The 14,131-nt window shown below is 65.0% G+C and carries 10 protein-coding genes; 5 read left to right on the top strand and 5 right to left on the bottom strand.

Going from position 1 to position 14,131, the window contains the following annotated elements; genetic code table 11:
• The first annotated feature begins 162 nt into the window (after positions 1 to 162).
• From ACWHXP_RS00870 to ACWHXP_RS00860, 3 genes are all read left to right on the top strand, one after another.
• On the top strand, positions 163 to 4,686 hold the full coding sequence (locus ACWHXP_RS00870) for a CHASE domain-containing protein (protein ID WP_489634695.1): 4,524 nt from the start codon (positions 163 to 165) through the stop codon (positions 4,684 to 4,686).
• Entirely contained in the window at positions 4,683 to 5,657 is a 975-nt protein-coding gene (locus tag ACWHXP_RS00865; RefSeq protein WP_134223215.1) for a diguanylate cyclase, read from the top strand. Before ACWHXP_RS00870 ends, ACWHXP_RS00865 begins: the two co-directional genes overlap by 4 nt.
• A 376-nt stretch (positions 5,658 to 6,033) precedes the next feature.
• Complete coding sequence (locus ACWHXP_RS00860; RefSeq protein ID WP_134223216.1) at positions 6,034 to 6,669, top strand: response regulator transcription factor; 636 nt, start codon at positions 6,034 to 6,036, stop codon at positions 6,667 to 6,669.
• Positions 6,670 to 6,740: 71 nt separating this feature from the next.
• Here the strand turns inward: ACWHXP_RS00860 and ACWHXP_RS00855 are convergent, their stop codons facing one another.
• From ACWHXP_RS00855 to ACWHXP_RS00840, 4 genes are read right to left on the bottom strand one after another with little or no spacing between them, the layout of a single operon-like run.
• Entirely contained in the window at positions 6,741 to 7,463 is a 723-nt protein-coding gene (locus ACWHXP_RS00855; protein ID WP_209582496.1) for a GGDEF domain-containing protein, read from the bottom strand.
• Entirely contained in the window at positions 7,463 to 7,852 is a 390-nt protein-coding gene (locus ACWHXP_RS00850) for a DUF1987 domain-containing protein (RefSeq protein WP_034336874.1), read from the bottom strand. The genes ACWHXP_RS00855 and ACWHXP_RS00850 overlap by 1 nt, the downstream gene beginning before the upstream one ends.
• Positions 7,853 to 7,880: 28 nt before the next feature.
• Positions 7,881 to 8,444 carry a SiaB family protein kinase gene (locus ACWHXP_RS00845; RefSeq protein WP_489634696.1) on the bottom strand — a complete coding sequence of 188 codons (564 nt, stop codon included), beginning with the start codon at positions 8,442 to 8,444 and terminating at the stop codon, positions 7,881 to 7,883.
• Positions 8,441 to 9,724 (bottom strand): PP2C family protein-serine/threonine phosphatase, encoded by a 1,284-nt coding sequence (locus tag ACWHXP_RS00840; RefSeq protein WP_489623704.1) that lies wholly within the window; start codon positions 9,722 to 9,724, stop codon positions 8,441 to 8,443. Before ACWHXP_RS00840 ends, ACWHXP_RS00845 begins: the two co-directional genes overlap by 4 nt.
• A 532-nt stretch (positions 9,725 to 10,256) precedes the next feature.
• Here ACWHXP_RS00840 and ACWHXP_RS00835 point away from each other — a divergent pair.
• Entirely contained in the window at positions 10,257 to 11,117 is an 861-nt protein-coding gene (locus ACWHXP_RS00835) for an SDR family oxidoreductase (RefSeq protein ID WP_489634697.1), read from the top strand.
• Between the two features lie 133 nt (positions 11,118 to 11,250).
• Positions 11,251 to 11,610, top strand: coding sequence for a response regulator (locus ACWHXP_RS00830; protein WP_489634698.1), 360 nt, complete (start codon positions 11,251 to 11,253; stop codon positions 11,608 to 11,610).
• A 3-nt stretch (positions 11,611 to 11,613) separates the two neighbouring features.
• Here ACWHXP_RS00830 and ACWHXP_RS00825 read toward each other — a convergent pair whose 3' ends face one another.
• Positions 11,614 to 14,130, bottom strand: a complete 2,517-nt coding sequence (locus ACWHXP_RS00825; protein ID WP_489634699.1) for a hypothetical protein — start codon at positions 14,128 to 14,130, stop codon at positions 11,614 to 11,616.
• Position 14,131 lies beyond the last annotated feature (1 nt).

Raw genomic sequence — 14,131 nt, 5'->3', positions numbered from 1 at the left:
GGTCCGCAAAAGGCTTGAGGGGAAACCTGTCAGCCGGCAGGCGGACCCGGGAATTTCCCGATTGCCCGGCCGCCTCAGGGCTGGTGCAATCAGCATGACCGGGCGCGTTGCGCCCGTTCGCGTTGGGGGACGCGATGCTGTTCCACTATAAAAAATGACACCATGACCAGAATCACCCGAAATACCTGCCTGTTCCTGCTGATCGCCTTCAGCCTCTTGCTGGCCGGCGTGGCCGGCCTGTCGCACCTGAACCAGAAGGAGGTACGCGACAGCCTGGCGCTGGACAGCCGCTGGATCCGCGACGACATCGAATCCCTGCTGCGCCGATACGAACACGGCCTGCGTGGTACCCGGGGGGCCATCCTGGCCATCGGTGCGGACGACCTGAGCCGCGAAAAACTGTTGCGCTACATGGACAGCCGCGATCTGGCGCAGGAATTTCCCTGGGCCGGCGGATTCGGCTTCATCCGCCACGTTCCGCTCGCGGCGCTGCCCGCCTACGAGAAGAAGATGCGCGAAGACCGCCTGCTGTTTTCCGGCATCACCCAGCTCGCCGACAACCCCGGCGACCGCTACGTAATCGAATACATCGAGCCCCTCGCCCCCAACCGGCCGGCCCTGGGCCTGGACATCGCCTCGTCGCCGGAACGCCGCTCGGCCGCCGATCACGCCATGCTGACCGGCCGCGCGGAACTGACCACACCGATCAGGCTGGTGCAGAAGGAAGGGCGAACGGCCAATGCCTATCTGTTCCTGCTGCCCATCTATGCCGGCTCGGTCACGCCGCCGACCATGGAGCAGCGTCAGGAAAGAATCCTCGGCTGGGCTTACGCGCCGCTGTCGGTGCACGACATCCTCTCCGAACTGAGCCGGCGCTGGAACATGCATGCGCTGGAAATCCTGGTGGAGGACGTCGCCAGCAATACCACGGCCGTCGAACTGTTCCGCAGCGGCGGCTTTGACCAGATCGAGGATGCCGTCAGTCTGGAAACGGCCGTTCCCCTCTATGGCCGGGCCTGGAAACTGAGCCTCCGCGCCGCCCCCGAATACGCGCAGGCCCACCAGTTCATCAGTGATCGTGCCACGCTGCTTTCCTGCATTACGCTGGCCATGTTGATCCTGGCCAGCGCGCTGGCCTATCAGGTTTTCTCCACCCGTGAACGCAAGCTGCAGGAAGCCCGTGCCCTGCTGGCTGCCGTGGTGGACAGCTCGCCCGACGCCATCGTCACCACCGATGCCCGGGGACTGATCACTTCCTGGAACCGGGGGGCCAGCGACACCCTGGACCTGCCCGAAGGACGCGCACTGGGCACTGCCCTCTCCACCCACGCAGCGCTGCGCGAGCTGGACCAGCAGGGCAGTACACGCTCCACTTCCCCAGGCTTCAGTCCCGGCAACGTCCAGCAGGAGGAGCCCCACGTGATCAGCTTGCAGGGCGAGTCGATACGCTACGCCTCGGCCCTGATGTTCCCGCTGCGAGATGGTGCAGGCCGGCAGATCGGCAAGGCCTTCATGCTGCGCGACGTCACCCGCGAGAAGCGCATCGAACGCCAGTTGCACCGCATCAACGAGGAACTGGAACTGACCGTGCAGCAGCGCACCCATGCGCTGCACCAGGCCAAGACCATGCTGCAGACCGTGCTCAACGTCATGCCCTCGCTGGTCGGTTACTGGGACAAGCATCTCATCAACCGCTTCGCCAATGCTTCCTACGAGCGTGTCTTCGGGCGTGAGCATGGGGAAATCACCGGCATGTACATGCTGGATCTGGTCGGGACGGAACTGTATGAAAGCGCACTGCCCCATATCGACGCGGTGCTGGCCGGAGAGAAGCAAACCTTCGAGCGCACCTTCACCGATGCCGTCAACGGCTACAAGCATGTCCTCACCACCTACATCCCGGACGTCAACGAACAAGGCGAAGTCAACGGCTTCTATGTCGTGGCGCACGACGTCACCGAGATCACCCACAACCGCAACCAGCTCAGCGAGGCACTGGCCCAGAACCAGTCGCTGCTGGACCAGGTGCAGCAGTCCAACGCCCTGCTCAACAACGTGCTCAGTTCGGCCACCGGCGTAGCCATCATCGCCACGGCACCGGACGGCGTGATCACGCTCTTCAATCGCGGGGCCGAACGCATGCTGGGCTATCGCGCCGAGGACGTGATCGGGCAGATGAAGGAGGAAGCCTTCTCGGGCCGCCTCAACAATCCCGCCATCCGCGCCCAGGCGATACTGGACGAGAAGGCCGTGAGTGACCTGCGCTACCGCCGCAAGGATGGCGTGACGCTGCCGGTCACGCGTCAGCAGACCTCCATGCTGGATCACCGCCAGCGCCACATCGGGGACCTCTACATCGCCGTGGACATGAGCCTGCAGCGCCAGCAGGAAGCCGAACTGGCAGCCGCCCGCGACCAGCTGATGCTGGCCGCCGAAGTGGCCAAGCTGGGCGTGTGGGTCTGGGACCGCACCGGCGACACCTTTGAATTCAACCGCCAGATCGCCGAGATCTACGGCATCGGGGATGGCCGCAGCGGGCAGGTGACCACCTATGAGGGCTGGCGCAGGCGCGTGCATCCCGACGATGTCGGCTATGTGGAATCGGCCCTGCAGGCGGCGCTGGCCGGTACCGGGGAGTTCGAACCGGTGTTTCGCGTGGTGCGCGCCGACGGCAGCATCCGCTTCGTGCAGGCACGTGCCCACGTCGACCGCAACGGCATGGGCGCGCCGGTGCGCGTGATCGGCATCAACCTGGACATCACCCAGCGCATCGAATTCGAAAACAACCTGGTCGAGGCCCGCCTGAAAGCCGAACAGGCCAACTCCGCCAAGAGTCTGTTCCTGGCCAGCGTCAGCCACGAGATCCGCACCCCCATGAATGGCGTCCTGGGCATGATCCAGCTGCTGCAGAGAACGCAACCGCAGCCAGCCCAGCGCGACTACCTGAACAAGGCCGAGATCTCGGCCAAGTCCCTGCTCAACCTGCTCAATGACCTGCTGGATTTCTCGAAGATGGATGCCCGGCAGGTGCAATTGGACTTGCAGGCGTTCTCGCTGGAGCATTTCCGCCACGACCTGACCGCAATCCTGGCCGGCAACCCGCCGCAGGAGGGCGTGAGCCTGCACATCGAACTGGATGGCGACCTGCCGCAGCGCGTGGTGGGCGATGTCTATCGATTGCAGCAAGTGCTGGTGAACCTGATCAGCAATGCGCTCAAGTTCACGCACCTGGGCCGCATCGACGTGGCACTGCGGCGGCTGGCGGCGGACAACACCCGGCAAGTGATGCTGCGGGTGGAGGTCAGCGACACCGGCATCGGCATTGCTCCGGAACGTCTGAAGGACATCTTCGATGCTTTCACCCAGGCCGAAGCCTCCACCACCCGCCGCTATGGCGGTACCGGGCTGGGGCTGGCCATCAGCCGCCATCTGGTGCAGCTCATGGGCGGCCAGTTGCAGGTGAGCAGCGAACCGGGACGCGGCAGCCGCTTCTGGTTCGACCTGCCCATGGAGATCGAGGACGCCACGCCGCTGTCGCAGGCGCGTGCAGCGGACGAGCACACGCAGGCCGAGCATGCGCCCGCCGGCGAGACCGCGCGCGAACTGGAAGGGGTGCAGATCCTGCTGGTGGAAGACAATGCCGTCAATCGCCAGGTCGCCACCGGCCTGCTGTCCCTGTATGGCGCGCACATCAGCTGCGCCGAGAATGGCAGCACCGGCGTGGCCATGGCCTGCGATCCCGAGCGCCACTACGACCTGATCCTGATGGATCTGCAGATGCCCGGCATCGACGGTATCGAAGCCACCCGTCGCATCCGCCGCCAGCAGGACCTGCGCCACATCCCGATCCTGGCCATGACCGCCAATGCCTCGCCGGAAGACCGCCGCCGTTGTATCGCAGCCGGCATGGCTGGTCACATCGCCAAGCCCATCGACGTAAGTACGCTGGTGCCGACACTGCTGGCGCATCTCCAGCATGAGCGCAGCATCGCTGCGCAAGAGACGCTGCCCGCCGAGGCCACGCGCGTGGACGTACCGCCCGCCGACCGCCAGCAGGTCGACGTCTACGCTGACCTGATGCGCCGCTACCGTCAGGCCAGCGACGTCTATCGCACCACACTGGATGCCGCCGGGCCGGAACTGGAGCGCCTCTTCGCGGACTACGACGCGGCGCTGGCGCAGGCTTCGCCGGGCGGCATCGAGCAGGCCGCCCATGCGTTCAAGGGCTTGTGCGCCACCATCGGGGCCAGCGGCCTGGCTGCTTATTTCGCCGGGATCGAGCGCGTGTGCCGCGCTGGCGAAGGAGTGCCGTCCGATCGCCTTTTTACTGCCTGGCGCGAAGAACTGGTCGCGGTGCGGCGCGATGCGGGTGTGGTCTTGCAGCAACTGGCGATGCAGGCGCTGCAGGGGGTTTCCGGCTCACCGGGACCGGCTGCGCCGCAGGCCGGCGCGGAGCCGGCGACAGCGACAGCGACAGCAGAGGCTTCCGATTTTCCTGATAGGCAGGCGCTGCGGGCCTTGCTATTGTCGAGCAACCTCGAAGCGCTGGACCTGGCCGAAGCCATCGGCAAGCGCCATGGGCTGATGCAGCAGACGCGCTACCAGCAGTTGTGGGAACTGATCGAGAAACTCGACTTCCCGGCGGCGTTGGCCCATCTCGATGACCATTTCGGAGAACCTCGTTGAAACGTATCCTGGAAGAACTCTCATCCCTGCGCGGCAGCCGTCCGCGCGTACTGCTGTGCGATGACCAGCCCATCAACATCCGTCTCGCCAATGCCCTGCTCAAGGGCGACTACGAGATCTTCATGGCCACCAGCGGCCTGCAGGCCATCGATCTGTGCGAAAAGGTGGTGCCGGACCTGATCCTGATGGATGTGAACATGCCCGGCCTGAACGGCTACGAGACCTGCGAACGGCTCAAGCAGAACACCGCCACGCTGGGCATTCCGGTGATCTTCCTGACCGGCTTGCAGAGCGAGGAAGACGAGGTCAAGGGCTTCGATGCGGGCGGCGTGGATTTCATCAGCAAACCGATCAACGGCACGGTGCTCAAGGCGCGCGTGCTGACACACCTGACGCTGAAGCTGCAATCCGACTTCTACCGCAACATCGCCGTCACCGATTCGCTCACCGGCCTGTTCAACCGCCGCAAGTTCGACAGCGAGCTGGCCGAGAAATGGGAGCTGTGCAAGCGCTCCGGCCAGGCCATGTCGCTGCTGATGATCGATATCGACTACTTCAAGAAATACAACGACCACTACGGCCACCAGGCCGGCGACCACTGCCTGGCCGAAGTGGCGCACGCCATCCGCAGCAACTTCCACCGCAGCTATGATTGCGTGGCGCGCTACGGCGGCGAGGAATTTGCCTGCATCCTGCCCATGGCAGGCCGCGAGCAGGCCTTGAAACTGGCCCGCGACGTCTGCGACGCCGTGGCCCGCCTGCACCTGCCGCATGCCCGCTCCGAAGCCAGCGAATTCGTCACGCTCAGCATCGGCGTGGCCTCGGTCGAGGTACCCGGTCACAGCAGCACGCCGGCTGCGCTGATCGCCCTGGCCGACCAGAACCTGTATCAGGCCAAAGCGCACGGCCGGGCGCAGGTGTATTGCGCCACCCCCGTCGAGGACGCTGCCTTGCAGTCCTCAGCGTCCTGATCCCCGCTGCAGCACCGTCCGAACAACACAGTCGGCCCTGAGCCGGCTACCGGCGTTGGCGCTGGAGATGCGCATCCAGCCGCAAGGCAGGAGAGAGATGGCCGCCGTCCTGATCGCGATCCGGCCGGTGTGCCGGCCACCCGTCCCCAGCGGTCGCTGCGCCGCAACGCGATCTCGAAAAATAACGAGGAAATTTCCGAATAAATTTGAACTTACCGGCCTGAATTTCAAGCTTCGTCGACTATTTTCGACATCCCGGTAAAACTGCGTTTTTCTTCCCGCATGTCCTTGTCAACTGCAACAGTTTCCCCGGCAAGGGAGCGGTGAAGCCCATTGAACCCGTTCGATGCGTCCCTATCGGTCAAGGAAGAAAAACATGACAACTGCACATCTCGCTCATATCGTCGGTGGTGAAGATTCTCACGGCGGACCGCTGGTCCGGCTGCTGGAAGCCGCCGGATTCCATGTCGCCCATCACCCCTCGGCCGACCAGTTCCTGCAGCACACCACCGGTACCGCACGCGGCGGACTGGTTCTGGAAGTCCACATGCAGAACCTCGACGCGCCACGTCTGCGCTCGCTGCTGGATGAACGTGAACTGGGCCGGCCGCTGATCGTCATCACCGGCGCACCGCCGGCCGCCTCCCCGGAGGACAAGCGCTACGGCCCGCACGACCCCGGCCAGCGCCTCATGAGCGGTCCGGCCGGCGATGCCGGCACCCAGCCGATGGTGCGCCAGCAGCTGGTGGAAGCCTTCCGCGGGGCGCTGATGCCCTTCGATGAATCGGGCCCGCAGATGCAGCAGCGGCAGGAGCATCACCAGCGCCTCAAGACCCTCACCCGTCGCGAACGCGAAGTGCTGGAACGTCTGGTGAAAGGACGGCTGAACAAGCAGATCGCCGCCGAACTGGGGACCTCGGAACGGACCGTGAAGGCCCATCGCCAGCAGGTCATGCGCAAGATGAACGCGGGCTCGCTGGCCGCGCTGGTAGCGGCGATGACGCGCTACTGAATGAAGAAAACTGACAGGGCGGCCGATGCCGCCCACTTGCCCTGCCCCTGCTCCATCACGGTCACCGGAGCTCAGCCGGTGACCGATTCCTCCGACTCCACCCGATTGCGTCCGCCGCGCTTGGCCTGATACAAGGCCTGGTCGGCGCGCGCGTAGGCTTCCTCGAAATCGCTGCCGGCGGCGGCCCAGGCCACGCCGAAGCTGGAGGTGACCGGCCGCGCCGGCAGGCACTGGAAACGGTCACCGGCAATCGCCTGGCGGATCCGTCCGGCCAGGATCACGGCCTGCTCCAGCGCCACGCCGGACAGCAGGATGGTGAACTCTTCGCCGCCGACGCGCCCGATGACGCCATTGCCTGCCAGCGTGGTGCGCAGGCGCGCGACCAGCTCGCGGATCACCGCATCACCGGCCGGGTGGCCGAATTCATCGTTGATGCGCTTGAAGAAATCGATGTCCAGCACGATCAGGGACATCGGAGATTGCTGCAGGATCTGGTGCGCCTGCTCGAACACAGCGCCGCGATTGAGCGCACCCGTGAGATTGTCATGGCGCGCCTTGTAATCGAGCTCATCGCTCAGTTGCTTCAGGCGCGCATTGAGCAGGTTCAGTTCGCGCTCGGTGCGGTCGCTGCGCGAGATCAGGCGGCGGCTCTGGCGCATCAGCTGGCCATAGTGCTGCACCAGCTCTTCCAGCGCTGCACGATGGCTGGCCGGGTCGCTGGCAGGATCGGCCAGCACCGCATTGGCGCGGTGCAGGGCTTCGGCTTCGGCCGCGAAAAGGTCGCCGCCGTCCATCAGCTCTGGACCGCGTGATCGTGGAAGACCAGCGCGGCGAAATCTTCCTGCAGCTCCTGGCCGAATTCGAAGATGGTGTCGTCTTCCTCGTCGTGGTACCAGTTGAGGACCACTTCGGTGCCGCTCTCGGCCTTCTCGTTCAGAGCATCGAAGAGCGAGAACAGCATCTTGGTGCTGGAGCTGTTGAAGTAGGCCAGCGCCACGTTGACGGTGATCGTGCTGCCCTGCTCATCGTCGGCCAGGAAGCGGCGCAAGGTGGTGATGATCTCGCCCCAGAACTGGGCGGCATTCTCGGGATAGGATTCGCCCTTCAGCGAAAGCGTGCGCTGGTCGAAGCGGAAGTCCACTTCGGGAGAGCTGGCGCTGGCGGCGATGAATAAATTGTCCATGGTATCGTGTGTCAGAGGCAGCGGGCCCTCAGATGGTGGCCCGGAGATAGAAGGTCTGCGCGCCATCGGCGGCGGGCTGGGAGAATTCGAAATCCAGCGGTGCACTGGCATCGCGTGCCACCGTCAGGAAACCCAGGCCCGCCCCCCTGCTGTCGGCCGGTGTTTCGGCGCGCAGCATTTCCTTGTAGGCCGCCTTGATTTCTTCATTGGTCAGCGAGCGCAGGTGTTCCAGCTTCTCGCGCAGCTTGTCGGCCATCTCGGCATCGACCGGATTGGCGCAATGCAGGAAGTAGCGGCCATCGGTCTGGGTGATGTAGACCGCCCCGTGGCGCATTGGCGGCTCTGTGACTTTTCCTTCCTTCTCATGCAGATCTGCCGAGTAGTGCACGATGTTCTGCGCCATCTCGATGAAGGAAGAGAACAATTTGCGCCGGGTCTGCGCCAGCGCGCCGGTATGCTCGGCGCGCAGCTTCACGGCCTCGGCCATGGCGGCGATGATGGTCTGGGAAAAATAGCCGACGTAGTAGAAGACGATGTCGCGCCGTGCGACATAGCTGTGGAACTCCGCCCACTCCTGCTGGATACCGTTCATGCGTGTGTTCCGTGTTGAGAGTCTTGTTGAGAGCCTGGCTGCGCGGCATCCAGGCGGACGCCGAAGAAGCAGATGTCGTCACGCCGCCGCTGCGTGCCCTGGTAATGCCCGTGGATGTCCATCACCACGCGGCCCAGTGCCGGCATGGCCAGGCTGCCGTGTTCCAGCAGGGTACGGCGCAGGCGCTGCTTGCCGAAGGCGATGTGCTTGGGGCCACCGATCTGGTCGATCACGCCATCGGTGCAGACGAAGATCATGGACCCCGGTGCCAGGTGCTGGCTGTGGTTGTCCCACTGCATGTCGTCGGGCGTATCGACGTAGCCCAGGCCGACGCGCTTGCCTTCGATGGTCAGCACCTCGGTGCCATCGGCCACCAGCAGGAACAGCGGCATCTTGGCGCTGCTGCTGGTGAGGGTGCGGGTGGCGCTGTCGAACCAGAAGAAGCAGGCATCCATGCCGTCGTCCGATTCGGAGGGCTTGCCGGACTGGCCGTGCTGTCCCAGCACGCGTTTCATGCTGCGGTTGACTTCACGCATGAGACGCGCCGGATCGTGCGGGCCGTGCAGTTCCAGCGCCTGCTTCAGCGACGACGAAGCGATCAGCGTCAGGAAGGCGCCCGGCACACCATGGCCGGTGCAGTCCGCCACCGCAGCAAACCAGCCGCCGGGATGCGGTTCGAAATGATAGAAGTCGCCGCCGACCACATCACGCGGCTCCCACACCAGGCAGGCATCGGCCAGCGCCTCGGTCATGGCCGCGCGCGAGGCGCTCAGCATGGCGCGCTGGATCACGCTGGCGTAGTCGATGCTTTGCATGACCTGGCGATTCTTCTCTTCCTGCATCGCCACCAGTTCGCGCATCAGGGCCAGGCCCGCACCGAGCCCGGCCAGCTGGCCCTGGTCGACGATGATGAAACCATCGGCCAGGGTCTTGTCGCCCGAGGCCACGGCCAGCGCACCCAGAGTTTCGATGGGGGTATCGGCTTCGACGATGAGGGGGTCCTTGTCCATGAACGCGATGCAGCTCTTGCGCTCGTAGAGCTCGCGGTGATACGGCTTGGACATCTGGGACATGAAGATGTGGCGGCTGATGAGCCCGATGGGCCGCTGCCGCTCCACCACGGGCAGGCTCACCAGCTCCTTGTGCTGGCCGAAGATCTCCAGGACGGTAGCGTTGTTCTCATCGAACTGGACCACCGGCACCTGGACCGCCAGCGCTCCCGCTGTCGGTTGGAACAACTTGCTCCCTGTCGCCGGAGTCAGACTGAAATGACTTTCCACCGTGCTCGCCCGCGTCGTGATTTTTGGATAGACCGCGGATCATATTTCATTCCTGTGACAACAATGTGACGCTGTTAAGCGACAATCAACCAATTACGCGACACGATGCGTCTTGTTGGATCACGAAGAACCCATGCATCCCGTCCCGATTGTTCCACAAGCCGAATTCCCAATCGAGATAAGCCTGCATGCGCTGGCCGGATTGTCGGCCCCTTCATAGGGACGGCGACTGAATGGAGTGTGGACATGTCCGTCTCTCTGCAGACAACGGATGTTGTCGCTCCGCAGCGGTCGATCTGCGCCGGTTCAAGGCACAACCATCAATCATTTGCAGCGCTTTCCCTGGGCCTGACAGTGCGTGACCGCCCCGCCCCTCCGTCAACGAAGCGCTGTGCACAAGATAGGCATTGACCTCATCTTCAGCCTCTCCGTCACCGCCGTCAGTGAGCGACCGCACCCACATCAGGGTGCGGGACTACAGACCGGCTCGTATGGACTTTCTAACATAAGTGATCCATACAAGGAGGACAGCATGAGCGATCACAAACCCGAAGGCCTTCCGCCCCAGCACCAGACCCATCAACCCGGCAGCGAACAAGAGATGCACCCGCGCCCGCACAGCGCACCGGCCGGCCAACCCGGACGGCGGCTGGCAGGCAAGGTCGCGCTCATCACGGACGGCGACAGCGGCATTGGCCGTGCCGTGGCGCTGGCGTATGCGCGCGAAGGGGCAAAGCTGGCCATCGTCTATCTGGATGAGGAAGAGGATGCGCGACTGACCCAGAAAGACATCCAGGCCCTGGATGCACCCTGCCTGCTGATCCCCGGCGACGTCGGTTCGCCGGAGTTCTGCCGCAGCGCCGTGCGGTCCGTGATGGATGCCTATGGAAGGCTGGACGTGCTGGTCAACAATGCGGCCCAGCAGTATCCGGCCCAGAGCATCGAGCAGATCTCGGCCGAGCAGCTGGAGCACACCTTCCGCACCAACATCTTCTCGATGTTCTATCTGGTCAAGGAAGCCATGCCCTTCCTCACGCGGGGCGCGCGCATCATCAACACCACCTCGGTGACCGCGTATCGCGGCAGCAAGCATCTGGTGGACTATGCCGCCACCAAGGGCGCCATCGTGGCCTTCACGCGTTCGCTGTCGCAGCAGTTGGCCCCGGCCGGCATCCACGTCAATGCAGTGGCACCGGGGCCGATCTGGACGCCCCTGATTCCCGCCAGTTTCAGTGAGGAAGAAGTGGCCAGCTTCGGCAAGAACGTGCCGCTGGGCCGGCCGGGACAACCGGATGAGGTGGCGCCGGCCTATGTCTTTCTTGCCACGGAAGGCGCCTCCTACATGACCGGGCAGGTGCTGCATCCCAATGGCGGGGAGATCGTCAATACCTGAGCTTGTCTGCAGGCATTGCATTACGCTGTCCATACATCCGGGCGCGGCAGCTTGCCTCAGGAAAACCCCGATGGCAGCCATGTTGCTGCCAGTGCATGATGAGCTTGCCCCATGACTTCGCGAGAGTCCACTCATGCACAAGACCGCCCTGATCGCCACCACCCAGCCGGAAGTCAGCCGTGCGCTGACCGAATGGCTGGCCATCAACGACATCGACATCCAGATCGCCAGCAGCGGCACTGACGCCATCGAGCACATTGCCCTGGACCGCCCTGACGTGGTGCTGGCCCAGCTGGCCATGGAAGGCATGAGCGGCCTGCGCCTGGCGCATTACCTCAAGGCGCAGGAGCAGCTGGCCAACGTGCCGGTGATCCTGCTGTGCCGCGATGAGCGCGAGATGGATCTGGTCAAGGGCAAGTGGCCGGCTTTTCTCTGTGCCGGCTCGCTGCATCCCGCCCTCATCTCCGAATTGAAGCGCGAGCTGGTCAACTGAAACTCAGGCCACCGTCTTTGCCGCACGCCGGCGGCGGCGCCATTGCGCCACGCCGAATCCTGCGCCCGCCACGGCCGCCAGCAACAGCGCCGCGCTGAGCGCGCGATGCTGCACCCCCCAGCGGCGCGTGGTGCGCCATGCCTGTACGTACGGGAAGCGGGCGGCGGCAGCAAAATCCGGCTCCACGCAGTTCTGGCCGAAGTCGGCCGAGAACGGCACGGCCGCCCCTTCCTTCACGTAGCGCAGATAGAGTTGTTCTGCACGCGGCTGATCGTAATAGACGAAATTCACCCCTTGGCACAGCACCGCCGCGAAGGCTTGCGAGCGCGCGGGCAAGGCATCGGCGGATTTCATGACGTAGTCCGCCGCGATATCCCGATAATGGAAACGCTTGTAGGGCTTGGCTTCAGTGGCGGCATAGCGCTGGCGCTCGCCGTCGGTCACCAGCGGACCGGGGAGATCGGCCTGGGCTCTGGCTTGCGGGTTGTCCGGCAGCGGCTTGTCCTCGTTGCCATACATCCCCATGCCGCGTCCCGCACCGCCCGGATAGCTGCCGCCGTAGACGGCATAGTCCGGTCCCTGTTCATAGCCCATGATCTCCATGCCCTGGCGGCGCGCAATGACGGCGGCCTCGTACCAGCCCTGGGCGCGGCTGCTGGCGCGCCAGGCGTGCTGCCCGCGGTCCAGTGCCTGGCCGTACTCGCGCGCCTTGGCGCGCATCCGCCAGCCGGCCGGGACTTCGTGGCCCTCGGCATCGTAGGTGCTCTGGATGAAGCGCTCGTCGCGGTCGTCCGGGAAGTAAGGCAGCGCTTCTTCCACGCGCCCGTCGCGCACCAGGCGCCGCGCCAGCAGCTGGCGCAGGTTGTCTTCGACGGTGATGGCCGACAGGCCCACGGCCACCCAACGCACCGACTGCGGTCCTCCACCCTGCTTCTGCACTGCCTTGGCCACGGCTTCCGGTGCCGGCATGGGCGAGGCTGGGGCATGGGCATCGACGTAGGTTTTCAGTTCATCGGTGGTCAGCACGCGCTCGGCCACATAAGCCATGTCATTGGCGTAGGCATAGTCGCCGTAATAACCGCCGCGTGACTGGCGCGCGCTGTCGCTGGCAGCCTGGTGGAACTGCGCCAGCGCTTCCACATACTGCCCGCGCGAGAGCGTCAGCACGCCCTGTTGGCCCATGAGCAGGCTGGCATTGGATGGGTCAAGGCTGGCATCGTTGCGCGGGAAGGCCTGCGCAGCGCGGGCGTAAGCTTGCACGGCGGCGGCGGTGTCTCCACGGCGCAGCGCCAGCTTGGCACGCACCCACCAGGACAAGGCGGTCTCCTGCCGGTTCGCCAGCGTGGCAGCGAGGTCATAGCGGCCGGTGCGATAGGCCAGCGCGGCCACGCGGTCGGCGCCTTCGATCTTTTCCAGGCCGCGCCGCTTGAGGGCATCGACCAGGGTCACCAGGACGCTGTTGGGCTTGACCTTGGCACTGCGCGCCGCATCAGGGTAGCCGGACGAACCGCTGTTGGGCGCGGACGGATCGTAGTAACTGTCGCCGTTGCCGCTGCCTTCGGCCATGTCGCCCACGCGCGCCAGCGCATAGGCCACCAGCAGGCGCTGTGCGACCGGATCATCGATCAGCGCCGCGCTGATGTCGGCGTGCCCCAGGCTCCATGAGGCCAGCGCCGTCAGCGAATCCTGCGCGTTGGTTGACCCGCGTGCCGCCTGCTCTGCATACAAGCGAATCGCCTGCTTGAAATCGGCCGGCGGGATGGTCTCGCCGCAATCCCGCCCTTCATTGAAATCGGACCAGTTGCAGGGACCGCTCTGCCCCGACAGCATCAGCCGCGCCTGCTCGCCGTAACTGGCCACGGCCAGTCCCAGCGGATCGGGCGCGCCGCCCACGGCCAGCGTGCGCGCTTTGGTGAAACTGGCAATCGCCTCGGCACGCCGCCCCTCAATGGCGTGCAGACGGCCCAGCATGAAGGCCGCCCACACCGCGCGTTCGCTGGCCTGCTGCGGCGGCAGTGCCAGTACCGCTTCGAAACGCTGGCGCGCCGCTGTCAGGGCATTGGCGCGGAAGTCCTGCGCCCCTGCCGTGTAGAGACGAATGGCCGGCGGCAGGGCCGCACCGGCCGCATAGGCGGACTCGCCATCGGAAGCGGCGCGCATGGCCTGCAGGGCAGCCCACTGGGCGCCCTCCAACTGGCCCTTCTCGATCATGCGCAAGGAATGCGGATCGTCGGGCTGGCCTGCAGCCTGTTCGTAGCCGCTGCGTTCATCGGCTTGCAGCTTGTCGGCCGGGGTCACCAGATGCGCGGCTTCCCAGGCGAAGGAATTGGCGGGCGTATTGCTGAGGGTACCGGCGCGGTCATCCAGCAATTGCAGCGGGAAATCCGGCCCGCAGGCCACCACCGTAGCCGCACCCAGCACCAGCAGGCTGCTGGCGGCGCAGGCGATTTTGGTCATGCGGCCCAGGCGGGGCAGGCTGCGCTGGCCCGTGGCGCGGGGGGCAGCGGCAGAACACTTCATG

The organism is Herbaspirillum sp. Her2 (assembly GCF_057961375.1).
Note: the sequence above shows the minus strand (reverse complement) of the source record. Positions and strands in the feature narration are given on the sequence as shown.

Bases quoted from the DNA above. Each gene is read 5' to 3' on its own strand.
- ACWHXP_RS00855 (WP_209582496.1), bottom strand. From the start codon at position 7,463: ATGGACGGCGGCGACCTTTTCGCGGCCGAAGCCGAAGCCCTGCACCGC.
- ACWHXP_RS00870 (WP_489634695.1), top strand. From the start codon at position 163: ATGACCAGAATCACCCGAAATACCTGCCTGTTCCTGCTGATCGCCTTC.
- ACWHXP_RS00860 (WP_134223216.1), top strand. From the start codon at position 6,034: ATGACAACTGCACATCTCGCTCATATCGTCGGTGGTGAAGATTCTCAC.
- ACWHXP_RS00845 (WP_489634696.1), bottom strand. From the start codon at position 8,444: ATGAACGGTATCCAGCAGGAGTGGGCGGAGTTCCACAGCTATGTCGCA.
- ACWHXP_RS00825 (WP_489634699.1), bottom strand. From the start codon at position 14,130: ATGAAGTGTTCTGCCGCTGCCCCCCGCGCCACGGGCCAGCGCAGCCTG.
- ACWHXP_RS00830 (WP_489634698.1), top strand. From the start codon at position 11,251: ATGCACAAGACCGCCCTGATCGCCACCACCCAGCCGGAAGTCAGCCGT.
- ACWHXP_RS00850 (WP_034336874.1), bottom strand. From the start codon at position 7,852: ATGGACAATTTATTCATCGCCGCCAGCGCCAGCTCTCCCGAAGTGGAC.
- ACWHXP_RS00835 (WP_489634697.1), top strand. From the start codon at position 10,257: ATGAGCGATCACAAACCCGAAGGCCTTCCGCCCCAGCACCAGACCCAT.